The 23,308-nt window shown below is 72.4% G+C and carries 18 protein-coding genes; 13 read left to right on the top strand and 5 right to left on the bottom strand.

The window, feature by feature from the left end; translation table 11 throughout:
• Positions 1 to 3: 3 nt before the first annotated feature.
• A complete protein-coding gene (locus ACQF4J_RS13980) occupies positions 4 to 1,407 on the top strand; it encodes a sensor histidine kinase (protein WP_351577584.1) in 1,404 nt (467 codons plus the stop codon).
• Here the strand turns inward: ACQF4J_RS13980 and ACQF4J_RS13975 are convergent.
• The gene (locus tag ACQF4J_RS13975) at positions 1,397 to 2,395 is read right to left on the bottom strand and encodes a TAXI family TRAP transporter solute-binding subunit (protein WP_351577581.1); all 999 of its coding nucleotides are present in this window, start codon (positions 2,393 to 2,395) and stop codon (positions 1,397 to 1,399) included. The two genes, ACQF4J_RS13980 and ACQF4J_RS13975, sit on opposite strands and share 11 nt — an antisense overlap.
• A 93-nt stretch (positions 2,396 to 2,488) precedes the next feature.
• On the opposite strand from ACQF4J_RS13975, the gene ACQF4J_RS13970 reads away from it, so the two are divergent.
• On the top strand, positions 2,489 to 2,893 hold the full coding sequence (locus tag ACQF4J_RS13970; RefSeq protein ID WP_351577578.1) for a MazG nucleotide pyrophosphohydrolase domain-containing protein: 405 nt from the start codon (positions 2,489 to 2,491) through the stop codon (positions 2,891 to 2,893).
• A gap of 12 nt (positions 2,894 to 2,905) precedes the next feature.
• Here ACQF4J_RS13970 and ACQF4J_RS13965 read toward each other — a convergent pair whose 3' ends face one another.
• Complete coding sequence (locus tag ACQF4J_RS13965; protein WP_427165725.1) at positions 2,906 to 5,815, bottom strand: SpoIIE family protein phosphatase; 2,910 nt, start codon at positions 5,813 to 5,815, stop codon at positions 2,906 to 2,908.
• 211 nt (positions 5,816 to 6,026) lie between these two features.
• On the opposite strand from ACQF4J_RS13965, the gene ACQF4J_RS13960 reads away from it, so the two are divergent.
• The 3 genes from ACQF4J_RS13960 to ACQF4J_RS13950 all read left to right on the top strand — a co-directional run bounded on the left by ACQF4J_RS13960 (position 6,027) and on the right by ACQF4J_RS13950 (position 9,187).
• The gene (locus ACQF4J_RS13960) at positions 6,027 to 6,455 is read left to right on the top strand and encodes a plastocyanin/azurin family copper-binding protein (RefSeq protein WP_351577572.1); all 429 of its coding nucleotides are present in this window, start codon (positions 6,027 to 6,029) and stop codon (positions 6,453 to 6,455) included.
• Positions 6,456 to 6,523: 68 nt separating this feature from the next.
• Positions 6,524 to 8,053 (top strand): tRNA (N6-isopentenyl adenosine(37)-C2)-methylthiotransferase MiaB, encoded by a 1,530-nt coding sequence (gene miaB / locus ACQF4J_RS13955; protein ID WP_351577569.1) that lies wholly within the window; start codon positions 6,524 to 6,526, stop codon positions 8,051 to 8,053.
• Between the two features lie 420 nt (positions 8,054 to 8,473).
• Positions 8,474 to 9,187, top strand: a complete 714-nt coding sequence (locus tag ACQF4J_RS13950) for a class III extradiol dioxygenase subunit B-like domain-containing protein (protein ID WP_351799257.1) — start codon at positions 8,474 to 8,476, stop codon at positions 9,185 to 9,187.
• Positions 9,188 to 9,298: 111 nt separating this feature from the next.
• Here the strand turns inward: ACQF4J_RS13950 and ACQF4J_RS13945 are convergent, their stop codons facing one another.
• Positions 9,299 to 9,568 (bottom strand): antitoxin, encoded by a 270-nt coding sequence (locus ACQF4J_RS13945; protein ID WP_351577563.1) that lies wholly within the window; start codon positions 9,566 to 9,568, stop codon positions 9,299 to 9,301.
• Positions 9,569 to 9,630: 62 nt separating this feature from the next.
• Entirely contained in the window at positions 9,631 to 9,900 is a 270-nt protein-coding gene (locus tag ACQF4J_RS13940; protein WP_351577560.1) for a hypothetical protein, read from the bottom strand.
• A gap of 183 nt (positions 9,901 to 10,083) precedes the next feature.
• Between ACQF4J_RS13940 and miaA the strand changes: the two genes are divergently transcribed.
• The 6 genes from miaA (at position 10,084) to hflX (ending at position 18,190) form a co-directional block, all read left to right on the top strand.
• A complete protein-coding gene (gene miaA / locus ACQF4J_RS13935; RefSeq protein ID WP_351577557.1) occupies positions 10,084 to 11,022 on the top strand; it encodes a tRNA (adenosine(37)-N6)-dimethylallyltransferase MiaA in 939 nt (312 codons plus the stop codon).
• A gap of 108 nt (positions 11,023 to 11,130) precedes the next feature.
• Positions 11,131 to 11,634, top strand: a complete 504-nt coding sequence (locus ACQF4J_RS13930) for a hypothetical protein (protein WP_351577554.1) — start codon at positions 11,131 to 11,133, stop codon at positions 11,632 to 11,634.
• 85 nt (positions 11,635 to 11,719) lie between these two features.
• A complete protein-coding gene (gene dapF / locus ACQF4J_RS13925; protein ID WP_427165724.1) occupies positions 11,720 to 12,595 on the top strand; it encodes a diaminopimelate epimerase in 876 nt (291 codons plus the stop codon).
• A 297-nt stretch (positions 12,596 to 12,892) separates the two neighbouring features.
• Complete coding sequence (locus tag ACQF4J_RS13920) at positions 12,893 to 14,998, top strand: RelA/SpoT family protein (protein WP_351799265.1); 2,106 nt, start codon at positions 12,893 to 12,895, stop codon at positions 14,996 to 14,998.
• An 87-nt stretch (positions 14,999 to 15,085) separates the two neighbouring features.
• On the top strand, positions 15,086 to 16,561 hold the full coding sequence (locus ACQF4J_RS13915; protein ID WP_427165723.1) for a M1 family metallopeptidase: 1,476 nt from the start codon (positions 15,086 to 15,088) through the stop codon (positions 16,559 to 16,561).
• Positions 16,562 to 16,696: 135 nt separating this feature from the next.
• Entirely contained in the window at positions 16,697 to 18,190 is a 1,494-nt protein-coding gene (gene hflX / locus ACQF4J_RS13910) for a GTPase HflX (protein ID WP_351577538.1), read from the top strand.
• Positions 18,191 to 18,264: 74 nt separating this feature from the next.
• Here the strand turns inward: hflX and ACQF4J_RS13905 are convergent, their stop codons facing one another.
• Positions 18,265 to 19,497, bottom strand: a complete 1,233-nt coding sequence (locus tag ACQF4J_RS13905) for a trypsin-like serine peptidase (protein ID WP_351577536.1) — start codon at positions 19,495 to 19,497, stop codon at positions 18,265 to 18,267.
• Between the two features lie 290 nt (positions 19,498 to 19,787).
• Here ACQF4J_RS13905 and ACQF4J_RS13900 point away from each other — a divergent pair, with 290 nt between their 5' ends.
• Positions 19,788 to 21,059 (top strand): aminotransferase class III-fold pyridoxal phosphate-dependent enzyme, encoded by a 1,272-nt coding sequence (locus ACQF4J_RS13900; RefSeq protein ID WP_427165722.1) that lies wholly within the window; start codon positions 19,788 to 19,790, stop codon positions 21,057 to 21,059.
• 364 nt (positions 21,060 to 21,423) lie between these two features.
• On the top strand, positions 21,424 to 23,298 hold the full coding sequence (locus ACQF4J_RS13895; RefSeq protein ID WP_427168584.1) for an IucA/IucC family protein: 1,875 nt from the start codon (positions 21,424 to 21,426) through the stop codon (positions 23,296 to 23,298).
• Positions 23,299 to 23,308 lie beyond the last annotated feature (10 nt).

Genomic DNA, 23,308 nt, shown 5'->3' with positions numbered 1-23,308 from the left:
CGGGTGCGTACCCGACTCCTCCCGCTGCTGATCGTCCTGATGGCGGCCGTGCTGCTCGCGCTCGGCCTCCCGCTCGCCGTGAGCCTGGCCGCGGCCCAGCAGCAGAAGGTGGTCGTCGACCGGATCGACGACACCGCGCGTTTCGCGGCCCTCGCCCAGTTCGTCACCGACGCCTGCAGCTCCACCAGGACGTCCACGGACGAACGCCTGGAGACCCTCGGCAGCGAACTCACCAGTTACTACGGCGTCTACGGCATCCGCGCCGGGGTGTTCTGCCGCACCGACATCCCCATGGCCAAGGCGCCGTCGGACTTCTTCCTGCCCAGCTCGGGCGAGGTGCGCGAGGCGTTCGACGAGGCGAAGCTCAGCCGCCGCAGCCACGACCCGAAGCAGGTGTGGCCCTGGCAGCGCCACCGCCTCGTCGTCGCCTCGCCCGTCATCCGGGACGGCGACGTCGTCGCGGTCGTCGTCACCGACTCGCCGACGGGACCGCTGCGTTCGCGCATCCTGCACGGCTGGCTGATCATCGGTGCCGGGGAGATCGCCGCGATGCTGCTGGCCGTCGGCGCCGCACTGCGGCTGACGGGCTGGGTGCTCAGGCCCGTACGGGTGCTCGACGCCACGACACACGAGATCGCCAGCGGCCGGCTGAAGTCCCGGGTCGCGGCCGCCGGCGGACCACCGGAACTCAGGCGCCTGGCCCTGGCGTTCAACGAGATGGCGGACAACGTCGAGGACGTGCTGGAGCAGCAGCGCGCCTTCGTCGCCGACGCCTCGCACCAGTTGCGCAACCCGCTCTCGGCGCTGCTGCTGCGCATCGAACTGCTCGCGCTCGAACTGCCGGAGGACAACGAGGAGATCGCATCGGTCCGCACCGAGGGCAAGCGCCTCGCCGAGGTCCTCGACGACCTGCTCGACCTGGCCCTGGCCGAGCACACCGAGGCCGACCTGAGGGTCACCGACATCGGCGCGCTGACCGCCGAGCGCGTCGCCGCCTGGACACCGACCGCCGAGGCCAAGGGCGTACGGCTGGTGGGCGACTGCCCGCCGACCACGGCCTGGGCCGACCCGGTCACCCTCTCCAGCGCCCTGGACGCGGTGATCGACAACGCGCTCAAGTTCACGCCGCAGGACCAGAGCGTCGAGGTGAAGGTAGCCTCGAACGGCAGCACCTCGACCGTCGTCGTCAGCGACAACGGCCCCGGCCTGACCGACGAGGAACTCGCCCGCGTCGGCGACCGCTTCTGGCGCAGCGGCCGCCACCAGAACATCAAGGGCTCCGGCCTCGGCCTGTCCATCTCACGCGCCCTGCTCGCGGCCGGCGGCGGCTCGATCTCCTACGGCCGTCACGAGCCGCACGGGCTGACGGTGACGGTGTCGGTGCCGAGGAACGGCCCTACGGCTTGACCGAGCGGTAGTAGCGCCTTGCGCCCTCCTGCAGCGGCAGCGGATCGGTGTATATCGCGGTGCGCAGGTCCACGAGCTGCGCGGAGTGGACCTCCTTGCCGATGATGTCCCGGCTCTTGATCACGGTGCGGGTCACCCACTCGGTGAGCCGGGTGTCCACGTCCTTGCGCGTCACCAGCAGATTGGCCACCGCGATGGTCGGCACGGCGATCCCGTTCTGGATGCTGGGATAGGCCGACTCCGGCATGTTGGTGGCGCGGTAGTAGCGGGCCGCGCCGCCCTGGGCGTGCAGCTTGGCGACGAGATCGGCCTTGATCGGCACGAACCGGAAGGTGAGGCCGTCGGCCAGCTTCTCCAGACCCCGCGTGGGGACTCCGCCCGACCAGAAGAAGGCGTCGATGTCGCCCTTCTTCAACTTCTCGGGTCCGTCGTCGATGCCGTCGGCGAACGGCGTGATCTCCTTGCGCGCGTCGATGCCCGCCGCCTTCAGCACCCGTTCGGCGATCAGCCGTACGCCCGAGCGCGGCGGTCCTATCGCCACCTTCTTGCCCCGCAGGTCCGCCACCGACCTGACGGCGGAGTCACGGGGGACGACGAGCTGGACGTAGTCGTCGTACAGCCGCGCGACGCCGCGCAGCCGCCCGGCACCGGGCTCGTGGCCGAGTTGGTACGTCTCCACCGCGTCGGCCTGGGCGATCGTGAAGTCCGACGCGCCGGTCGCCACGCGCCGGACGTTCTGCTGCGAACCGTCACTGATCTGCAGCCGCACCTTCAGCCGCGGCATGTCGTGGTCGAACGCGTCGCGCAGCAGCCCGCCGTACTGCTGGTACACCCCGGCCTCCGCACCGGTGCTGAACTTGATCGTCCCGCTCGGCGGGTCCTCGCCCAGCGGCAGCAGCCACCACAGCAGCAGCCCGAGGACGACGAGGCCGGCGGCCGCGCCCTGCAGGGCCCGACGCCTGCCGATCCGGTGGAACACGTTGGACATGCGGGCGATCCTGCCAGCCGGGACGCGATGCTGACCAGGGCGGAGTCCCACGGGACCGACGTGACTGTCAGTGGCGATCGCTACAGTCGCCGTATGAGTTCATCGCCCGCCGACCTGGTCCGCCAGTTCCACCTCGCCTTCGGCCTGGACGCCCGCACCACGCCCACCGAGGTGCCGCCCGCGCTGGCCGCCCACCGCGGCGAGCTGCTGGCCGAGGAGGCCGCGGAGGTCGCCGAGGTCTCGGTCGCCGGACCGCTCGACCGGCTCGCCCACGAACTGGCCGACGTGGTCTACGTGGCGTACGGCACGGCCCTGGTGCACGGCATCGACCTCGACGCGGTCATCGCCGAGATCCACCGCTCGAACATGACCAAGCTGGGCCCCGACGGCAGCGTCGCCCGCCGCGCCGACGGCAAGGTCCTCAAGGGGGAGCACTACGAGTCGCCGGACGTGTCCGGGGTGCTGCGGCGGCAGGGCTGGATACCGGGCGGGGAGTGAGCCGCGCGGGACTCAGGACAAGGCGTCCCAGTCGCCGTCGAAGCCGGCCGCGTCCAGGAACAGCAGCTCCGCCGCCTCGAGTGACGGCTCGCCCCGGCCGCCGGGGGCGGACAGCGGCTGCTCGGCCCAGATGCACTTCCCGGTCGGGGTGTAGCGGGCGCCCCACCGTCCGGTGAGCGCCGCGATCAGCTGCAGCCCCCGGCCCCCCTCGTCGGTCTCAGTGGCGCGGCGGATACGCGGCATCGTCTGGCTGCCGTCGTAGACCTCGCAGATCAGCTCGGCGCCGTACAGCAGACGCAGCCGGACCGGGCCCCTGGCGTGCCGGACCACGTTGCCCACGAGCTCGCTGGCCAGGAGTTCCGTGGTGGAGACCAGGTCGTCCAGGTCCCAGGCGGCGAGCTGCTCGCGGATGTGCCTACGGGCCAGACCGGCCGCCCGCGGGTCCTGGGGCAGCGGCCAGGAGGCCATCCGGTCCGCCGGCAGGGCGTGCAGCCGGGCCACGAGGAACGCCGCGTCGTCGGCCGCCTGCTGCGCGGTGGGCAGCAGACCGGCGGTCAGCGTGTCGCACAGCCGCTCCAGGTCCACGGCCGTCCCGTCCCGGTGGGCCGTGCCCAGCAGTCGGGCCAGTTCCGCCATGCCCTCGTCGATCTCCCGCTTGGCCGACTCGACCAGGCCGTCGGTGTACAGCACCAGGAGGCTGCCCTCGGGCACGTCCAGCTCGACCGTCTCGAAGGGCGGTTCCGCGGCCCCCAGGGGCGGATCGGCGTCCGGCTCGGGGAAGTGCACGGTGCCGTCGGGACGGACCAGGGCGGGCGGCGGATGCCCGGCGCGGGCCAGCGAGCAGCGCCCGGTGGTGGAGTCGTAGAGCGCGTACAGGCAGGTGGCGTACGACGTCTCGCCCATCCCGGCGACGATGTCGTTGAGGTGACCGAGGATCTCGCCCGGCGGCAGTTCGAGGTCGGCCAGGGTGTGCACGGCGGTGCGCAGCCGGCCCATGGTGGCCGCCTCCGGCAGGCCGTGGCCCATGACGTCGCCGACCACCAGCGCCACCTGCCCGCCGGACAGCGGGATGATGTCGTACCAGTCGCCGCCCACGTCGGCGCCCTGCCCGGCCGGGAGGTAGCGGGCGGCGGCCGTGCACGCGGGCAGGTCGGGCAGTTCCTGGGGGAGCAGACTGCGCTGGAGTTCGCGGGACCGGGTGTGCTCGGCGTCGTAGAGCCGGGCCCGCTCCAGGGACTGCGCCACCAGGGCGCTGATCGTGGTCAGCAGCGCGCGTTCCTCGTCGGTGAGTCGCCGCGGCCGGTCGAAGGACAGGATGCACACGCCGAAGGTGTTCCCGGACGCCGTCAGCGGCAGGAACGCCCAGGACTGCTTGCCGGCCCGCCCCGGCAGGTCGGCCATCGCCGGGTAGCGCGTGGCGAACTCCTCGACGGAGGACATGAACAGCGGGGTGTCGGACTCGGCCGGGTCCCAGCCGGGGTCCATGGGTGACCGGAGGCGGCCGTCGACGGAGTCGAGGAAGTCGTCGGGATAGCCGACGGCGCCGACGTGGTGGAGCCGGTCGCCCTCGATGACCTGCACCATGAGCCCGGTCGCGGCGAACGGCGGGAGCACACGTCTGGCCACCGCGTCGACCACGTCCTGGGAGGTCGTCGCCTTGGCGAGCTCCGCGGTCAACTCGGCGATCCGCAGGGCGCGTTCGGCCGCGGACCGCTCGGCGGACTGGCGCTCCTCCGCCAGCCGGCGCTTCTCGGTGACGTCCTGGAAGTACAGGGTGCGCCCGTCGGGCCCGGGCACCACCCGCAGCTGGAACCGCTGCCCGGTCTCCGGCAGGTGCACGTCGAAGCCGGCCGGCTTCTCCTCCGCCGCGGCCCGCAGACAGCGGGCCTTGAGGCCGGGTATCCGCCGGACGGAGGGCAGGGCCCACAGCAGACGGCCGAACATCTGCTCCTCGGAGAAGCCCAGCAGCCGCTCGGCCTCCAGGTTGGCGAAGGTGATCCGCCACTGGTCGTCCACCGCGAGGAAGCCGTCGCTCATGTGCCGCAGAGCCCTGCTGAGCGCGTCCCGGGTCCGGCGCGACTCGTTGCTCTCCCAGCCCACACCGACCATCCGCAGCGGCTCGCCCCGTCCGTCGTACGTCGCCCGGCCGCGCGCCTGGGTCCAGCCGTACGTGCCGTCCAGGCGCCGTACCCGGTACTCGGCCTCGTAGACCGTGCCGTCGGCGATCGCCCGCTGGGCGGCCGCCAGGGTCGGGGCCAGGTCGTCGGGATGGACGATCCGCATCCAGCTCTCGATCCTGCCCGTGAACTCGGCCGGCCGGGTGCCGTACAGCTCCAGCGCCGCCTCGTCCCAGACCAGGTCACCGGTGCGGATGTCCCAGTCCCACGAGCCGACCCGCACCTCCTTCAGGGCGTCCCGCAGACGCTCGCCGGTCAGCCCCGACCGGTCGGGCCCGCTCGTCGGCGGAGCCTTGGCGATGCGGTCCTCGGCCCAGGCGACCACGCCTCGCAGGAACTCCCACTGCTCCGGTGTGGGCCCGCCCCGCTCGCCCGTCAGGACGGACAGGGCGCCGATCCCGCGCCGCCCGCTGAACACGGGCAGGGCGGCGAGGCCCGTGCCGGGCCAGGCCTGCCGCGGCTCGGGTGCCGCGGACTCCAGCGGCACCCACACGCCACTGCCCTGCTGCAGTGCGCGTGCCGGGGCGAGCGGACCCTCCTGGTCGACGATCTCCCACGAGCGGGTCAGCGTGGCCGGAAGGCCGACGGACGACACCAGGCGCAGCGCGGACATCGGGCCGCGCAGATGGACGACCCCGCCGAGCGCGCCCAGCTCACCCACCGCGTGCTGCAGCGCCAGCCGGAAGACCTCGCTCTCCGTGACTCCGGGAGCCACCGTGCCGAGGAGAGCGAGCCGCGCGTTCATGAGGGGAACTTATCGTTCCCGTTTTCGTCCGAAACCTTTTTCGGGGATACCGGACGTGAGTGCACCGTCCCCGTCCCGCCGACGGTTCCCGACGGGACGGCCACCATGTGAACAAGGCGACCCATACGTGCGTATCCCCCATAGAGGGCCTCTCACTTCAGACCGAGACAAGCCCGGCGGATCGTGAGCGGCCCCGAAGGGGATGAGCCACATGGTGATCGCGAACAAGACCGCACGAACGGCATTCCGTGCGACGGCGCTGGCGTTCTCCGCCGCCCTCCTGGTGGCCGCCTGCTCCAGCGGCGGAGGTGGCGGTGGCGGGAAGGCCTCGCAGAGCACCGGCGCGGCCAAGGCCGGCTCGGGGACGAAGGTGACGGTGACGGAGACCGAGTACGCCCTCAAACTCTCCCGGAACTCCTTCACCCCGGGCACCTACACCTTCACCGCCGACAACGCGGGCACGACCACGCACGCCCTGGAGGTGGACGGCCCCGGTGTCTCCGACGTGCGGACCAAGAACATCTCCAGCGGCCAGAACACATCCGTGACGGTCACCCTGAAGAAGGGAACGTACGAGCTCTACTGCCCCGTGGACGGGCACCGGCAGCTGGGCATGAAGACGGACCTCAAGGTCGGCTGAGCGCGTCCCGGTCGGTGCGCTGCGCAAGGGGCGGACGGGTGCCTCCGGGGACCGCCTACCCTTGACGCATGACCAGCAGCAGCGACCGGAGCCCGGCAGTGGACGTTCAGTCACCCAAGACCTACGAAGTGCGCACCTACGGGTGCCAGATGAACGTCCATGACTCCGAGCGGTTGTCCGGACTGCTGGAGGACGCCGGCTACGTGCGCGCCCCCGAGGGCTCCGACGGCGACGCCGACGTCGTGGTCTTCAACACCTGCGCGGTCCGGGAGAACGCCGACAACCGCCTGTACGGCAACCTCGGCCGCCTCGCGCCCAGGAAGGCGTCCCGTCCCGGCATGCAGATCGCGGTCGGCGGGTGCCTCGCGCAGAAGGACCGCGATACCATCGTGAAGAAGGCGCCCTGGGTGGACGTCGTCTTCGGCACGCACAACATCGGCAAGCTCCCGGTGCTGCTGGAACGCGCGCGCGTGCAGGAAGAGGCGCAGGTCGAGATCGCCGAGTCCCTGGAGGCGTTCCCCTCCACCCTGCCGACGCGGCGCGAGAGCGCGTACGCGGCGTGGGTGTCGATCTCCGTCGGCTGCAACAACACCTGCACGTTCTGCATCGTCCCCGCCCTGCGCGGCAAGGAGAAGGACCGCCGTACCGGCGACATCCTCGCCGAGATCGAGGCGCTGGTGGCCGAGGGTGTCTCCGAGATCACCCTGCTCGGGCAGAACGTCAACGCCTACGGCTCCGACATCGGCGACCGTGAGGCGTTCAGCAAGCTGCTGCGGGCCTGCGGGAAGATCGACGGCCTGGAGCGGGTGCGCTTCACCTCCCCGCACCCGCGCGACTTCACGGACGACGTCATCGCGGCCATGGCCGAGACGCCGAACGTGATGCCGCAGCTGCACATGCCGCTCCAGTCCGGCTCGGACACCGTCCTGAAGGCGATGCGCCGCTCCTACCGGCAGGACCGCTACCTCGGGATCATCGAGAAGGTGCGGGCCGCCATCCCGCACGCGGCGATCACCACCGACATCATCGTGGGCTTCCCCGGCGAGACGGAGGAGGACTTCGAGCAGACCCTCCACGTGGTCCGCGAGGCCCGCTTCACGCAGGCGTTCACCTTCCAGTACTCCAAGCGCCCCGGCACCCCGGCCGCGACCATGGAGAACCAGATCCCCAAGGAGGTCGTCCAGGCGCGCTACGAGCGTCTCGTCGCCCTCCAGGAGGAGATTTCCTGGGAGGAGAACAAGAAGCAGGTCGGCCGCATCCTGGAGCTGATGGTCGCCGAGGGCGAGGGCCGCAAGGACGGCGCCACCCACCGCCTCTCCGGCCGCGCCCCCGACAACCGCCTGGTGCACTTCACCAAGCCCGACCAGGACGTCCGCCCCGGCGACGTCGTCACCGTCGAGATCACCTACGCCGCCCCGCACCACCTCCTCGCCGAGGGCGCCGTCCTCGACGTGCGCAGCACGCGCGCGGGTGACGCGTGGGAGAAGCGCAACGCCGCCGAGGCCGCCAAGCCGGCGGGCGTGATGCTGGGCCTGCCCAGGATCGGGGCCCCCGAGCCGCTGCCGGTGGCATCGGGCAGCGGCTGCGGCTGCGACTGAAGCCGCCGGCCGTCCCGGGCCGACGCGGTCCGCCGAGGAGCGGCTGACGCTGCCGTTTCGGGGCGAGGCGGTCTGCCGGGGAGGGGCTGGCGCTGCCGTTTCGGGGCGTGGCGGTCTGCCGGGGAGCGGCTGACGCCGCCGTCCCGGGCCGACGCGGACCGCCGAGGGGGACTGGCGCTGCTGTTTCGGGGCGTGGCGGCGTGCCGGGTCGGGGTTGGCGCTGCTGTTTTGGGGCGTGGCGGTCTGCCGGGGAGCGGCTGACGCCGCCGTCCCGGGCCGACGCGGACCGCCGAGGGGGGCTGGCGCTGCTGTCTCTGGTCGGCTGCGGTCTGTTGAGGAGCGACGCGCGCTTCCGTCTCGGGCCGACGCGGTCCGCCGGGGAGCGACGCGCGCCGCCGCCGCGGCGTTACCCTGCCGATCATGCTTGTCGCCGCCGCCATCTGCCCCTGCCCGCCGCTCCTCGTGCCGGAGGTGGCCGCGGGCGCCGCTTTGGAACTGGACCGCGCGCGGGCCGCGTGCGCGGACGCGCTCGGCGTGCTCGCCGCCGCCCGTCCCGACCTGCTGGTGGTGATCGGGCCCGCCGAGCGCGACGGGCGCGGCCCGCACCCCGAGGGCACGCCGGGATCCTTCCGCGGCTTCGGCGTCGAGGCCGACGTACGGCTGGGCGGGGCGAAGGACGTGGAGCCCGGGCGCGAGCTTCCGCCCTCCCTCGCCGTCGCCGCGTGGCTGCTGGAGCGGACCGGCTGGTCCGACGCCCCGATCGAGGGACTCGGCGTGGGCGAACCGCTCGAGGCCGACCGGTGCATCGAAACCGGAAGGGAGATCGCCGCCCGGGCCGAGCGGGTGGCCCTGCTGGTGATGGGCGACGGCAGCGCATGCCGCACGCTCAAGGCGCCCGGCTACCTCGACGAGCGCGCCGCGCCCTTCGACGCGGAGGTCGCGCGTGCGCTGGGCGCGGCCGACGTGTCGGCGCTCGAGGCGCTCGACACCGAGCTGGCGTACGAGCTGAAGGCCTCCGGCCGGGCCCCCTGGCAGGTCCTCGCGGGTGCGGCCGAGGGTGCGGACCTCGCCGGAGCGCTGCTGTACGAGGACGCTCCGTACGGAGTGGGGTACGTGGTGGCGACCTGGTCGTGACGGGGGCGCGGCGCTTCCCACGACGCCCTGAGCATGCATGCCGAGCCGCCGAGACGGCGGACGGCCGGAAACCACTCGGGCCCGCGGCCGTCCGTCGGTGTGCCGTGCCGTTCAGGAGTGCGGCGGAGTGGGGGTGTCCGGCGGCACGGTGCCGCCGCCCGCGCCCGCGTCGCCCTTGTGCGCGAGTCGGTCCATGGCGTCCTTGGCCTTGCCGGTCCCGGTCCGGATCCGGTCGCTGTACCTGCCCTTGGTCTTCTCGTCGACCACCTTGGCGGCCTTGTCGAGACCGTGCGAGATCTTGCCCCCGTGCTGCTGCGCGAGGCCCGAGGCCTTGTCCTTCGCGGGGGAGAGCCTGACCTTCAGGTTGTGCAGGAGACCCATGGTCCGCCTTTCTCGTCAGCCCGGGCCCGGTGTGCCCCCCGGCCCACTCGTGCGCGGCCCGGTCACGTGCGGGCGCCCTCGCCGGCCTCGCTGTCGGCCGCCTCCTGGGCGGACTGCTGCTTGGGGATCTCGACACCCTCGTCCGAGCCGGCCTCGTCGGTCTCCGACGCCGTGGACTCCGTCTCGGCCCGCTCCTCGGTGCCGGCCGACCCCTTCGCCTCTGCCGCCTCCGCCGCCTCGGGCTCGGCCGCCTGTGCGGCGACCGGTGCCTCGGCGGGCGACGCCTCCTCCGTGGCCTTCGACCTCCGGAGAAGTCGCGCGAAAACGCCCATATCCACTCCATACGCTACTCGTGCGGGGGAAATCCCGCGTTGCCCGGTGCGTCCGATTGCGCCACCGGGAGGGCCGCCTCCCGGAAACCGGCGACGAGAACCACGCAACGGGCAACGACCCCGGCCCCTCGCCGTCACGCAACTCGTGCGAGGAGACCCCGCGGGGTTTGCGAGACTGTTGCGGTGAGCACCGCACCCCCCGCCCCCCGCGTCATCGCCGTCGTCGGACCGACCGCGGCCGGAAAGTCCGATCTGGGCGTCTTCCTCGCCCAGCGCCTGGGAGGCGAGGTCGTCAACTCCGACTCCATGCAGCTCTACCGGGGGATGGACATCGGCACCGCCAAGCTGACGCCCGAGGAGCGCGGCGGCATCCCGCACCACCTCCTGGACATCTGGGACGTGACGGTCACGGCGTCCGTCGCCGAGTACCAGAGGCTCGCCCGGGAGCGCATCGACGCCCTGCTCGCCGCCGGCCGCTGGCCGGTCCTCGTCGGCGGCTCCGGCCTCTACGTCCGCGGCGCCGTCGACAACCTGGAGTTCCCCGGCACCGACCCCGAGGTCAGGGCCCGGCTGGAGGACGAGCTCACGCTGCGCGGCTCCGGCGCGCTGCACGCCCGCCTGGCCGCCGCCGACCCCGGGGCCGCGCAGGCGATCCTGCCGAGCAACGGCCGCCGTATCGTCCGGGCCCTGGAGGTGATCGAGATCACCGGCAAGCCCTTCACCGCCAACCTGCCTGGTCACGACTCGGTCTACGACACCGTCCAGATCGGCGTGGACGTCGCCCGCCCCGAGCTCGACGAGCGCATCGCCCGCCGGGTGGACCGCATGTGGGACGAGGGGCTCGTGGACGAGGTGCGCGCGCTGGAGGCGCAAGGCCTGCGCGAGGGGCGCACGGCCTCCCGCGCGCTGGGCTACCAGCAGGTCCTCGCGGCGCTCGCGGGGGAGTGCACGATCGACGAGGCGCGGGCCGAGACCGTACGTGCCACCAAGCGCTTCGCGCGCCGCCAGGATTCGTGGTTCAGGCGCGATCCGCGGGTGCACTGGTTGAGTGGGGGTGCGGCGGATCTCACAGAACTTCCGGACCTCGCACTGGCGTTGGTCGAACGACCGGTCACAGCCTGATCACGTCATGGCATCGGGACGCTCCGGCTGCCGTCCGGGCCTCCGGCGCCGTGCCATCATCGAGCTTCGATCGACCAAGTGGAGTCCTAGTTGGGAGGGCGCGTGGCGATGGAGGCCGGCCCTCGCGACACCGCACAAGGCACCGAGCCCCGTACCGTCGTAAGCGGTGCACCGGAGCAGGACGCGGACCGTCTGAGCCCCGACGGGCCCGACGACACCCAGGGCGGTGTGACCGCCGACGGTCCGGAGCCCGAGGAGATGTTCGCGGGCGGCCCGGAGGTCGAGGTCGAGCTGCGCCCGCAGCGGCGGCTGCGCATCTGGCAGCTCGCCCCCATCGTGGCCCTGGCCGCGGTCGGCTCCCTGATGTTCGCCTTCCCGCTCGCCTTCGACTTCGGCGACAGCGGGGCCGTGATCGCCATGCTGGGGCTCCTGATCTGTTCCTGCGCCGCCGGCTGGGGCATGATGGCCGCCCGCCGCGTGGGTTACACGTGGCCCGGGCTCCCGCAGCGCGGCTCCGGCCGCAGACCGGACTGGCGGGTCGTGCTTGCGTACGTCGTGCTCGTCGCGGCGGTCGTGGTGCTCGCCGTATGGCGCGTGGCGCGGCTGCGCTGAGCGCCTCTTCAGGGGTGCGGGGGACCTACGGGACCAGCCCCCACCGGCCCGCGGTGTGCATACGGCCTTCCCTTACGATCGAGGCATGAGCACGCGCACGCGGATCGCCTTCCTCAAGGGTCACGGCACGGAGAACGACTTCGTGATCGTCCCGGACCCCGAGAACACCCTCGACCTGCCCCCGGCCGCCGTCGCCGCCCTGTGCGACCGCCGCGCGGGCATCGGCGGTGACGGCCTGCTGCACGTGGTGCGCTCCGCCGCGCACCCCGAGGCCAGGCACATGGCGGCCGAGGCGGAGTGGTTCATGGACTACCGCAACGGCGACGGCTCGATCGCGGAGATGTGCGGCAACGGCGTGCGCGTGTTCGCGCGCTACCTGCAGCGCGCCGGCCATGCCGCCGAGGGCGACCTCACGGTGGCCACACGCGGCGGCGTGAAGACCGTGCACATCGCCAAGGACGGCGCCGTCACGGTCGGCATGGGCAGGGCGCGGCTGCCGGAGGGCGACGTCACGGTGAGTGTGGGCGAGCGCAGTTGGCCCGCGCGGAACGTGAACATGGGCAACCCGCACGCGGTCGCGTTCGTCGAGGACCTCGCGCACGCGGGCAGCCTGTACTCCCCGCCGCCGTTCAGCCCGGCCTCCGCCTACCCGGACGGTGTGAACGTCGAGTTCGTGGTCGACCGCGGCCCCGGCCACGTCGCCCTGCGCGTGCACGAGCGCGGCTCCGGCGAGACCCGCTCGTGCGGCACGGGCGCGTGCGCGGTCGCCGTGGCGGCCGCCCGCCGGGACGGTGTCGACCCGACGGTCACCGGGACCCCTGCGACGTACACCGTCGACGTGCCCGGCGGGGCGCTCGTGATCACCGAACGGCCCGACGGCGAGATCGAGATGACCGGCCCCGCGGTGATCGTCGCCGAAGGCGAGATCGACTCCGACTGGCTGGAAACGTTCGCCTCCTGAACGGCGTGGGGTTTGGGATCGCAGGCGGTCGTGCCCGGTGGTGCAGAAGTCAACTACCGGTGCGACGGTTCGGCGTTCAAATGCATGGACGCCCGCCCGTCGCATGGCGCGAAACCGTAAACCTCGAAACCGTCGCTCGATTGGGTGATCCGTTTCACGCTCGGCGAGAGGCGGTCGGACGCACGTGATGGGCTCGGTAGCATCAAGCACCGGCCCGGACGGGGGACCGATGCCGCCCCCTGAGCCGTGTCCGCCCTGGGGCACTCCGTCCGCCGGTCCACGCAGCCGGAGGTGCCCATGAGTGCGGAGGCCACGAACCCTGCGACGCCAGGTTCGGTAGCAGGCCCGGCGGCCCGCTGGCGCGCGCGGATCGACCTGCGCCGCCTCGGCCGTGCCGCGCTGCTCGGCCCCGCCGCCCGCGACCGCCTGCCCGACGCCATCGGCCACGTCGTCGACGCGCACCGCGCCCACCACCCGAGCGCAGACCTCGAACCCCTGCGCCGCGCCTACGTCCTGGCCGAGTCCTCGCACCGCGGCCAGATGCGCAAGAGCGGCGAGCCGTACATCACGCACCCCCTCGCGGTGACCCTGATCCTCGCCGAACTCGGCGCGGAGACCACCACCCTGACGGCGTCTCTGCTGCACGACACCGTCGAGGACACCGATGTGACGCTCGATCAGGTGGGTGAGCAGTTCGGCGAGGAGGTCCGCTACCTCGTCGACGGCGTCACGAAGCTGGAGAAGGTCGACTACGGCGCCGCCGCCGAGCCCGAGACCTTCCGCAAGATGCTCGTCGCAACCGGCAGCGACGTCCGCGTGATGTCGATCAAACTCGCCGACCGCCTGCACAACATGCGCACCCTGGGCGTCATGCGCCCCGAGAAACAGGCCCGCATCGCCAAGGTCACCCGGGACGTCCTGATCCCGCTCGCCGAACGGCTCGGGGTCCAGGCGCTCAAGACCGAGCTGGAGGACCTGGTCTTCGCGATCCTCCACCCCGAGGAGTACGAGCACACGCGCGAGTTGATCGTCGACAACGCCTCCCGCGCCGACGACCCCCTCGCCGAGATCGCCGACGAGGTCCGCGGCCATCTGCGCGAGGCCGACATCCAGGCCGAAGTCCTCATCCGGCCACGGCACTTCGTCTCCGTCCACCGCGTCTCCCGCAAACGCGGCGAGCTGCGCGGCGCCGACTTCGGACGGCTGCTGGTGCTGGTCAACGAGGACGCGGACTGTTACGGCGTCCTCGGTGAGCTGCACACCTGCATGACCCCCGTCGTCTCGGAGTTCAAGGACTTCATCGCCGTACCGAAGTTCAACCTCTACCAGTCGCTGCACACCGCGGTCGCCCGCGCGGACGGGCAGGTCGCCGAAGTCCTCATCCGCACCCACCAGATGCACAAGGTCGCCGAGGCCGGCGTCATCGCGCTCGGCAACCCCTACGCGCCCGCCGCCGACGACCCGGCCGACGGCGAGCGCGTCGACCCCACCAAGCCCGGCTGGCTCTCCCGCCTCCTGGACTGGCAGGAAGCCGCGCCCGACCCCGACACCTTCTGGTCCACGCTCCGCGAGGACCTCGCCCAGGACCGCGAGATCACCGTCTTCCGCCCCGACGGCGGCACCCTGGGCCTGCCCGAGGGCGCCACCTGCGTCGACGCCGCCTACGCGCAGTACGGCGAGGACGCGCACGCCTGCATCGGCGCCCGCGTCAACGGCCGCCTGGCGACCCTCAGCACGGTCCTGCAGGACGGCGACACCGTCCAGCTCCTCATGGGTCAGGACCCGGCCTCCGAGCCCTCCAGGGAGTGGCTGGAGCACGCCCACACGCCCGCCGCGCGGATCGCCATCCAGCGGTGGCTGGCGACCCACCCGGAGGCGGACGCGTCCGAGGAGAGAGACCGGCGCGCGTCGGCCCCGCGGCCCGCTCCCGAAGGGGCGGTAGCCCCTCCCACCCCCGACGTCGTCGTCGACCAGCCCGGCGCCACCGCGCGCCTCGCCGGCTGCTGCACCCCCGTACCGCCCGACGAGGTGACCGGCTTCGCCGTGCGCGGCGGCGTCGTCACCGTCCACCGCGTGGAGTGCTCTGCGGTGGCGCGCATGAAGAGCGGGGGGCGCGCGGAGGTCGGCGTGCGCTGGGGGGACACCAGTGAATGCCGGGTCACGCTGCTCGCCGAATCGTTCGGCCGCCCCCATCTCCTCGCCGACCTCACCGAGGCCATGGCCCTGGAAGGCGCCGAGATCGTGTCGGCGACCATCGAGCCGCCGGACCGGCAGCGCGTGAAGCACTCCTACACCGTGACGCTCCCGGACGCGGCGCTCCTGCCGGGCCTCATGCGGGCGATGCGCAACGTACCCGGCGTGTACGACGTGAGCCGGGCGCAGCCGCAGACGCCGGGCGCCTGAAACCCGCAGTACGCCCGGACCATCCCTTCGGGTGGGCCGGTCGCGCGCCGTCGCCGCCACGCGCGCGTGCGCTGGTAGCCGTGATGCATGCTCCTCACCCCCCGCAGGCGTCGCCTGAAGGCAACCGCGCTCCTCGCCTCCGCCGTCTCGGTCTGCCTCCTCGCCGCGAGCGCCCCGCCGGCCCCCCTCGGCGTCGGCGACCGCCTCTTCCCGTACCTCGGCAACCCCGGCTACGACGTGGCGTCGTACGACCTCTCCTTCACCTACCCCGGCTCGAACGACAAGCCGCTGCAGGCCGTCACGACGATCGACGCCTGGACGACCCGGGACCTGGACCGGATCAACCTCGACTTCGCGCACGGCAAGGTCGAGTCCGTCGAGGTCGACGGCGAACCCGCCGGCTTCGCCACCGCCGGCGAGGACCTCGTCGTCACGCCCGAGGACCCGCTGCAGGAGGGCAGCTGGACCCGCATCACCGTCCGGCACACCAGCGACCCCACGGCACCCGGCGGCGAGGACGGCGGCTGGGTGCGCACCGCGGACGGCCTCGCCATGGCCAACCAGGCCGACGCCGCCCACCTGGTCTTCCCGTGCAACGACCACCCCTCCGACAAGGCGATGTTCACCATCCGGATCACCGCCCCCAACGGCTACACGGCCGTCGCGGGCGGCCTGCCGGCCGGCGTCGACCGGGTCGGCGGGAACACGGTCTGGACGTACCGCAGCCAACACCCGATGGCCACCGAGCTCGCCCAGGTCTCCATCGGCCGCTCCACCGTGCTGCACCGCAAGGGCCCGCACGGCCTGCCGGTGCGCGACGTCGTGCCCACCAAGGACGTCAAGGCCCTCGAACCCTGGCTCGCCAGGACCCCCGACCAGATCGCGTGGATGGAGAACAAGGTCGGCCCGTACCCCTTCGAGACGTACGGCCTGCTCATGGCCGAGGCCTCCACCGGCTTCGAACTCGAGACCCAGACGCTCTCCCTCTTCGAGAAGGAGCTGTTCACCGAGCCCGCCTACCCCAAGTGGTACATCGAGTCGATCATGGTGCACGAGCTGTCCCACCAGTGGTTCGGCGACAGCGTCAGTCCCCGTACCTGGTCCGACCTGTGGCTCAACGAGGGGCACGCCACCTGGTACGAGGAGCTGTACGCGGAGGAGACCGCGCATCGGCCCATGGAGACGCGCATGAAGGCCGCGTACGGCGTCTCCGACCGCTGGCGCGCCGCCGGAGGACCCCCTGGCGCCCCCAAGGCGCCCGCCCCCGGCCAGAAGATCAGCATCTTCCGCCCCAACGTCTACGACGGCGCCGCGCTCGTCCTGTACGCCCTGCGCCAGGAGATCGGCCGGCCCGCCTTCGAGCGCCTGGAGCGGGCCTGGGTGCGCCTGCACCGCGACGGCACGGCCGGCACCGCCGACTTCGAGCACCTCGCCTCCCGGATCTCCGGCCGCGACCTCGGCCGCTTCCTCCAGACCTGGCTGTACGGCGAGAAGACCCCGCCGATGCCGGGCCACCCGGACTGGAAGTCGACCCCGCCCGCCAAGGCTGCGCCCCGGAAATAAGGCGGTGACGAGACGTCCCGTACCGTGCGACCATCTTCGGGACGGCGCGGCACGGGTCGCGGGAATCTCCCGGGGTACTCAAGCGTTGTCCACTGTGACCGCCGGTATCGGCATCCCCATCGACGTAAGGATCCAATGACCTCCTCTTCATCCCCTTCCCAGGACACGCAGCGATTCGCGCACTCGTACGCCGAAGGTCTTCGGGCCGATGCCCTGATGGAAGAGGACGTCGCCTGGAGCCACGAGATCGACGGAGAGCGGGACGGCGAACAGTTCGACCGCTCCGAGCGCGCGGCCCTGCGCCGCGTGGCCGGACTTTCCACCGAGCTCGAGGACGTCACCGAGGTCGAGTACCGCCAGCTCCGTCTGGAGCGGGTCGTCCTCGTCGGCGTCTGGACCTCGGGGACCGCACAGGACGCGGACAACTCCCTCGCGGAGCTGGCCGCCCTCGCGGAGACCGCCGGCGCGCTCGTCCTCGACGGTGTGATCCAGCGCCGCAGCGAGCCCGACGCGGCGACGTACATCGGTTCCGGCAAGGCCGTCGAGCTGCGGGACATCGTCCTGGAGACCGGCGCCGACACCGTCATCTGCGACGGTGAGCTCAGTCCGGGCCAGCTCATCCACCTGGAAGACGTCGTCAAGGTCAAGGTCATCGACCGTACGGCCCTGATCCTCGACATCTTCGCCCAGCACGCCAAGTCCCGCGAGGGCAAGGCGCAGGTCGCGCTCGCGCAGATGCAGTACATGCTGCCCAGGCTGCGCGGCTGGGGTCAGTCGCTGTCCCGTCAGATGGGCGGCGGCAAGGGCGGCGGTCTCGCCACCCGTGGTCCCGGTGAGACCAAGATCGAGACCGACCGGCGACGGATCCGCGAGAAGATGGCGAAGATGCGCCGGGAGATCGCGGAGATGAAGACCGGCCGCGAGATCAAGCGCCAGGAGCGCAAGCGCAACAAGGTGCCCTCGGTCGCCATCGCGGGCTACACGAACGCCGGCAAGTCCTCGCTGCTCAACCGCCTCACCGGCGCCGGTGTGCTGGTCGAGAACGCCCTGTTCGCGACGCTGGACCCGACCGTCCGCCGCGCGGAGACCCCGAGCGGGCGGCTGTACACGCTGGCGGACACCGTCGGATTCGTCCGCCACCTGCCGCACCACCTGGTCGAGGCGTTCCGCTCCACCATGGAGGAGGTCGGCGAGTCCGACCTGATCCTGCACGTGGTGGACGGCTCGCACCCGAACCCGGAGGAGCAGCTGGCCGCCGTGCGCGAGGTGATCAGGGACGTCGGCGCCATCGACGTACCCGAGATCGTCGTGATCAACAAGGCGGACGCGGCCGACCCGCTGACGCTGCAGCGGCTCATGCGGATCGAGAAGCGTTCGATCGCCGTCTCGGCCCGTACGGGCCTGGGCATCCAGGAGCTGCTCGCGCTCATCGACAACGAGCTGCCCCGGCCGTCCGTGGAGATCGAGGCGCTGGTGCCGTACACCCACGGCAAGCTGGTCGCCCGGGCCCACGACGAGGGCGAGGTGATCTCCGCGGAGCACACCCCGGAGGGCACCCTGATCAAGGCACGGGTGCACGAGGAACTCGCGGCGGACCTGCAGCCGTACGTCCCGGTTCCCACGGTCTGACCCGAAGCCCGAAGGCCCGCCCCCTCTCGCGGGGGGCGGGCCTTCGGCATGCCGGTGTCACCGACGGTCCGGTCTCACTGACCGGCGAACTTCCTGCTCACCGAGTCGTAGACGCCCTTGGCCACATCGCCCAGCCGCGGACCGGCCAGCCAGCCCGAACTCACCGGGCCGATCGAGGTGTTGGAGACGAGCGCCGGCTTGCCGTCCGAGCCCGTCTCCACCCAGCCGCCGCCGGAGGAGCCGCCGGTCATGGTGCAGCCGATGCGGTACATCGTCGGGTCCGAGGCCTTGAGCGACAGCCGCCCGGGCTTGTCCGTGCACTGGTACAGCAGCTGTCCGTCGAAGGGCGCGGCGGCCGGGTAGCCGGTCGCGGTGATGCTGGAGACCTTCGGCACGGCCGGTGCGTCGAAGTTGACGGGCAGCGCCGAACCGACCGTCTCCTCCAGCGACTTGCCGTTGCCGCCCTTCTCCGGCGTCACATGGAGGACGGAGTAGTCGTACGAGGCACCGTCACCGCCCGTCTCACCGCCCTGCTCGATCCACTGCTGGGAGGTCTTGACCCAGTCGGCCCACCACACGCCGTAGGGGGCCACCTGGTCCCGGGTGGCGTTGCGCAGCTGGTCGGCCGTCCGGCCCGAGTCGTTGTACGACGGCACGAAGGCGATGTTGCGGTACCAGCCGCCCTTCTTGCCCGCGTGCACGCAGTGACCGGCCGTCCAGATCATGTTGGACTTGCCCGGGTGGGCCGGGTCCTGAACGACCGTCGCCGAGCAGACCATCGTGCCCTGGGGGGAGTCGAAGAACACCTTCCCGGCCGTCGCCGCGTTCGCGTGGTACGTGGGCGCCACGGCCTTCGCGTTCACCGGCGCGGGCGTCGGGTCGGTCACGCCCTGGTCACCCGAGAGGTCGTTGCTGTCGACGCTCTTGTCCGGGTCGTTGGCGCGGCGCATCCGGTCCGCGTTCCACAGGCCCTTGATGATCGGGTTGATGAACTCGTCGGCCTCGCGCAGCCAGTCGTCCTTGTTCCAGTTCTTCCAGGCGCCGCCCTTCCACTTGTCGATGTCGATTCCGTGCTCTTTGAGCTTGTTCCTGATGTCGTCCGGGATCTTGATCTTGCCGTCGCCGCCGCTCCCGGAATCGGTCGCGGAAGCGGAGGCCTGGCCGCTTGCCTTGTCACCACCGGAGTTGCAGGCGGTGGCGGTGAGCGCCAGCGCCGAGGAGAGAGCGACGGCGGTGAGAACGCGGGAGGTTCCGCGACGCCCACCCCCGCCTCGCCGGATGCGGAACGACGGCCGAATGGATCGCATGGTCGGAGACTCCCCCTGAGAAGAACGAACCGGGTGCCGAACCGCCTTGACGGACAGGGGCCTTGGACTGGTGCGGCGTGTGCCCACGGGCTGGTTCGGCGTGTGCCTTGGAACGGCACCACACACTATGCGCTCGCTGTGGGGGACTTCCGACGGTACGGCAACGGTTCCGTCACGGTAAGGATCTTGAACCAACCCGTAACCCGTGCGCTGAAAGGAGGTTGTAGCGGTGGGGATTCTGCTGTTCATGTGCGGTCCCCTGTGCCTGTGCGGCGGGAGGACGGTGAGGCGTGGCCGAGTCTGCGTGCGGGGTGAGTGCGGCGGAGGGTGCGACCGGGGCCCGGGTGGCCGCCGGAAAGCCGCCGGCGTCGGTGCGGGCGGCGCACCCGGTGCAGCCGGGCGTCCCGCGGCGCCCGCCGGCGCGCGAGCCGGCGGCGCGCACCTATGCGCGGTCCCTGCCGATCGTGCCCGTCCGCGCCCGGGGGCTGACCATCGAGGGCTCAGACGGCCGCCGTTACCTGGACTGCCTCTCCGGCGCGGGAGCGCTCGCCCTGGGACACAACCACCCCGTCGTGCTGGAGGCGATCCGCGGGGTCCTGGACTCGGGCGCACCCCTGCACGCACCCGGCCTCGCGACACCGGTGCGGGACGCCTTCGTCGCCGAACTGCTGCGCACCCTGCCGCCGGAATTCGCCGGCCACGCGCGCGTGCGCTTCTGCGGGCCGGGGGAGGCCGACGCGATGGAGGCCGCGCTGCGACTGGTGCGCGCCACGACGGGACGGACAGAGGTGCTGTCACTGACCGGCTCGCACGAGGGCGCTTGTGGCGAGGACCCGGCAGGGTCGGCCGGGGTGATCCTCGAACCCGTCCTGGGCGAGGGCGGAGTCGTCCCGGTCGACGACGACTGGACGCGGCGCGTGCGCCGGCTCACGGCCGCCCGTTCCGTCCCGCTGATCGCGGACGAGACCCGGACGGGCATGGGGCGCACCGGGGTCTTCTGGGCGGTGGAGCACAGCGGCATCACCCCCGACGTGATGGTCCTCTCCAAGGCCGTCGGCGGCAGTCTCCCGCTGTCCGTGCTGGTCCACCGCGACGACCTCGGCACCGGGGGAGCAGGCACCGGCCCGGACACCTTCCATGGCAACCAACTCGCCCTGGCCGCGGGGACGGCCACCCTTGCCCACGTCCGCGAGAACGCCCTCGCCCTCCGCGCGGCCACCCTCGGTTCGCGCATGCTCGGCCGACTTCGCGACCTGGCGCGGGACTTCGCGTGCGTCGGGGACGTGCGGGGGCGGGGACTGATGATCGGCGTGGAGTTCGTGGACCCGGAAGCGGAGGGGGTGAGTCCGGAACTGGCGGCCGCCGTACGGCGTGAGTGCCTGCGCCGTGGACTGATCGTCGACCTGGGCGGCCGTCGCCGCAGCGTCGTACGACTGCTGCCGCCGCTGACGATCAGCGACGAACAGGCGGCGGCCGTACTCGACCGGCTCTGCGACGCGGTGGAGGCAGTGACCCGCGCCCGCCGACGCGCGTTCGTACAGGCAGCTCGAGAACGCAGGTAGGGCGGCAGCACCCGGCTCGTCACCGCGCGGGCCAGAACCATCGAAGAGGACCACTGTGAACACCACCCGCACCCAGGGGCCGGCCCCCTCCCCCGACCGGACGACGGAAAGAGTCCCCGAGCAACGGGCCCGGGCCGCCGCCGACACCGATCCGCTGGGGCACGCCGAGCTCTGCGTCGCGGCGGACGCCGATCCGCTGGGGCACGCCGAGCTCTGCGTCGCGGCGGACGCCGATCCGCTGGAGCATGCCGAGCCCTGCGTCGCGGCGGACGCCGATCCGCTGGAGCACGCCGAGCCCTGCGTCGCGGCGGACGCCGATCCGCTGGAGCATGCCGAGCTCTGCGTCGCGGCGGACGCCGATCCGCTGGGGCACGCCGAGCCCTGCGTCGCGGCCGACGCCGATCCGCTGGAGCACGCCGACCCCCGCGTCGCGGCCGACGCCGCGGCCGTCGAGAATCTGCTGCGTTGCTGGGTGCGCGAGACCGGCGTGGCGGGGGTCCCGGACGACGGCGTACTCCGTCTTCCGCTGCCCGCCAGCGGCACGGAGCTGCACGTCCCGGTCCGGCACTGGTCCCCGACGGGATGGCACCGCTTCGGCCTCCCGCGCTTCGCCGGAACCCCCGACCGGCTCCCGCCCGCCGACGCCGTCACGGTCGCCGCACTCCTCGCCCGGGAGACAGCCGCCGACGGCACCGGGGTCGCGCCGGCGAACGCATCGGCAGCCACCGGTCCCGACCTGGTCGCCCGGGTCGCCGACTCCGTCCGCCGCACCGCCGTCTTCCTCCGTGAGCGCAGGCACGACCCCGCCGACGGCACCGACCTCTTCCTCACGGCAGAGCAGGCACTCGTCCTCGGACACCCGTTCCACCCCACCCCCAAGAGCCGTGAAGGCCTCTCCGAGGCCGAAGCGCGCCGGTACTCACCCGAGTCGCGCGGCTGCTTCCCCCTGCACTGGCTGGCCGTCGCACCTGGCCTGCTCGCCACGGACTCCGCCTGGACCGAGCGCGGCCGTCCCGTCCCCGCGCCGCTGCTCACCGTCCGCCTCGCCGAAGCCGAACTGCCGTTGCCCGACGCCTTCGCCGCTCTTCCGCTGCACCCCTGGCAGCTCCGCGACGTCCGGCAGCGGTCCGAGACCGCGGCCCTGTTCGACGCCGGGCTGCTCCGCGACCTCGGCGCCCACGGCGCCGCCTGGTGTCCCACCTCCTCCGTGCGCACGGTCCACCGGACCGGCGCGCCCGCCATGCTCAAGCTGTCCCTGGGCCTGCAGATCACCAACTCGCGCCGCGAGAACCTCCGCAAGGAACTGCACCGGGGCGTCGAGGTCCACCGCCTGCTGCGCACCGGCCTCGCCCAGCGCTGGCGGGCCGCGCACCCGGGCTTCGACATCGTCCGTGACCCGGCCTGGCTCGCCGTCGACGCGCCGGACGGCAGCCCCGTGCCGGGCCTCGACGTGGTCATCCGGCACAACCCGTTCACCCCGTCCGACGACGTCTCCTGCGTCGCCGGACTCGTCTCACCCCGCCCCTACGGCCGGCCGGGCGTCCGCGAGGAGTCGGCCCCGCTTCCGCCGACGGACGGGCCGGCCACGCGGTCCCGACTCGCCGCGGTGATCACCCGCCTCGCGGGCCGTACGGGCCGCCCGCGCGGTGCTGTCGCCGCCGAGTGGTTCCTGCGCTACCTGGAGCAGGTCGTCCGTCCCGTGCTGTGGCTGGACGCGGAGGCCGGGATCGCCCTCGAGGCCCATCAGCAGAACACGCTGCTCCTGCTGGACGCGGACGGCTGGCCCGCGGGCGGCCGCTACCGCGACAACCAGGGCTACTACTTCCGTGCGTCCCGCCGCGCCGAGCTCGACGCCCGGCTGCCCGGCATCGGGGAGCACAGCGACACCTTCGTCTCCGACGAGGTCACCGACGAGCGCTTCGCCTACTACCTCGCGATCAACAACGTCTTCGGTCTCATCGGCGCCTTCGGCTCCCAGCGTCTGGCGGACGAGTGGCTGCTGCTCGCGGCCTTCCGCCGCTTTCTCGGTGACATCGCCTCCGGGCCCGACCGGTTGCGCACCCCTCTGCCGGCCCGCCTGCTGGACTCACGGGTCCTGCGCTGCAAGGCCAACCTGCTGACCCGGCTGCACGGCCTGGACGAGCTCGTCGGCCCGGTCGACACCCAGTCCGTCTACGTCACCGTCGCCAATCCCCTCCACCCGTCGTACCCGAGGAACATGCCCCACCCCGCCTTCTGAGAGGAGCGTC

It is taken from the genome of Streptomyces sp. C1-1, assembly GCF_050214755.1.
Taxonomy (GTDB): domain Bacteria; phylum Actinomycetota; class Actinomycetes; order Streptomycetales; family Streptomycetaceae; genus Streptomyces.
Note: the sequence above shows the minus strand (reverse complement) of the source record. Positions and strands in the feature narration are given on the sequence as shown.

What these genes read in the sequence shown, in the direction of transcription:
- ACQF4J_RS13975 (WP_351577581.1), bottom strand. Translation starts at nt 2,395, where the DNA reads ATGTCCAACGTGTTCCACCGGATCGGCAGGCGTCGGGCCCTGCAGGGC.
- ACQF4J_RS13970 (WP_351577578.1), top strand. Translation starts at nt 2,489, where the DNA reads ATGAGTTCATCGCCCGCCGACCTGGTCCGCCAGTTCCACCTCGCCTTC.
- ACQF4J_RS13965 (WP_427165725.1), bottom strand. Translation starts at nt 5,815, where the DNA reads ATGAACGCGCGGCTCGCTCTCCTCGGCACGGTGGCTCCCGGAGTCACG.
- ACQF4J_RS13960 (WP_351577572.1), top strand. Translation starts at nt 6,027, where the DNA reads ATGGTGATCGCGAACAAGACCGCACGAACGGCATTCCGTGCGACGGCG.
- miaB (WP_351577569.1), top strand. Translation starts at nt 6,524, where the DNA reads ATGACCAGCAGCAGCGACCGGAGCCCGGCAGTGGACGTTCAGTCACCC.
- ACQF4J_RS13950 (WP_351799257.1), top strand. Translation starts at nt 8,474, where the DNA reads ATGCTTGTCGCCGCCGCCATCTGCCCCTGCCCGCCGCTCCTCGTGCCG.
- ACQF4J_RS13945 (WP_351577563.1), bottom strand. Translation starts at nt 9,568, where the DNA reads ATGGGTCTCCTGCACAACCTGAAGGTCAGGCTCTCCCCCGCGAAGGAC.
- ACQF4J_RS13940 (WP_351577560.1), bottom strand. Translation starts at nt 9,900, where the DNA reads ATGGGCGTTTTCGCGCGACTTCTCCGGAGGTCGAAGGCCACGGAGGAG.
- ACQF4J_RS13930 (WP_351577554.1), top strand. Translation starts at nt 11,131, where the DNA reads ATGGAGGCCGGCCCTCGCGACACCGCACAAGGCACCGAGCCCCGTACC.
- dapF (WP_427165724.1), top strand. Translation starts at nt 11,720, where the DNA reads ATGAGCACGCGCACGCGGATCGCCTTCCTCAAGGGTCACGGCACGGAG.
- ACQF4J_RS13920 (WP_351799265.1), top strand. Translation starts at nt 12,893, where the DNA reads ATGAGTGCGGAGGCCACGAACCCTGCGACGCCAGGTTCGGTAGCAGGC.
- ACQF4J_RS13915 (WP_427165723.1), top strand. Translation starts at nt 15,086, where the DNA reads ATGCTCCTCACCCCCCGCAGGCGTCGCCTGAAGGCAACCGCGCTCCTC.
- hflX (WP_351577538.1), top strand. Translation starts at nt 16,697, where the DNA reads ATGACCTCCTCTTCATCCCCTTCCCAGGACACGCAGCGATTCGCGCAC.
- ACQF4J_RS13905 (WP_351577536.1), bottom strand. Translation starts at nt 19,497, where the DNA reads ATGCGATCCATTCGGCCGTCGTTCCGCATCCGGCGAGGCGGGGGTGGG.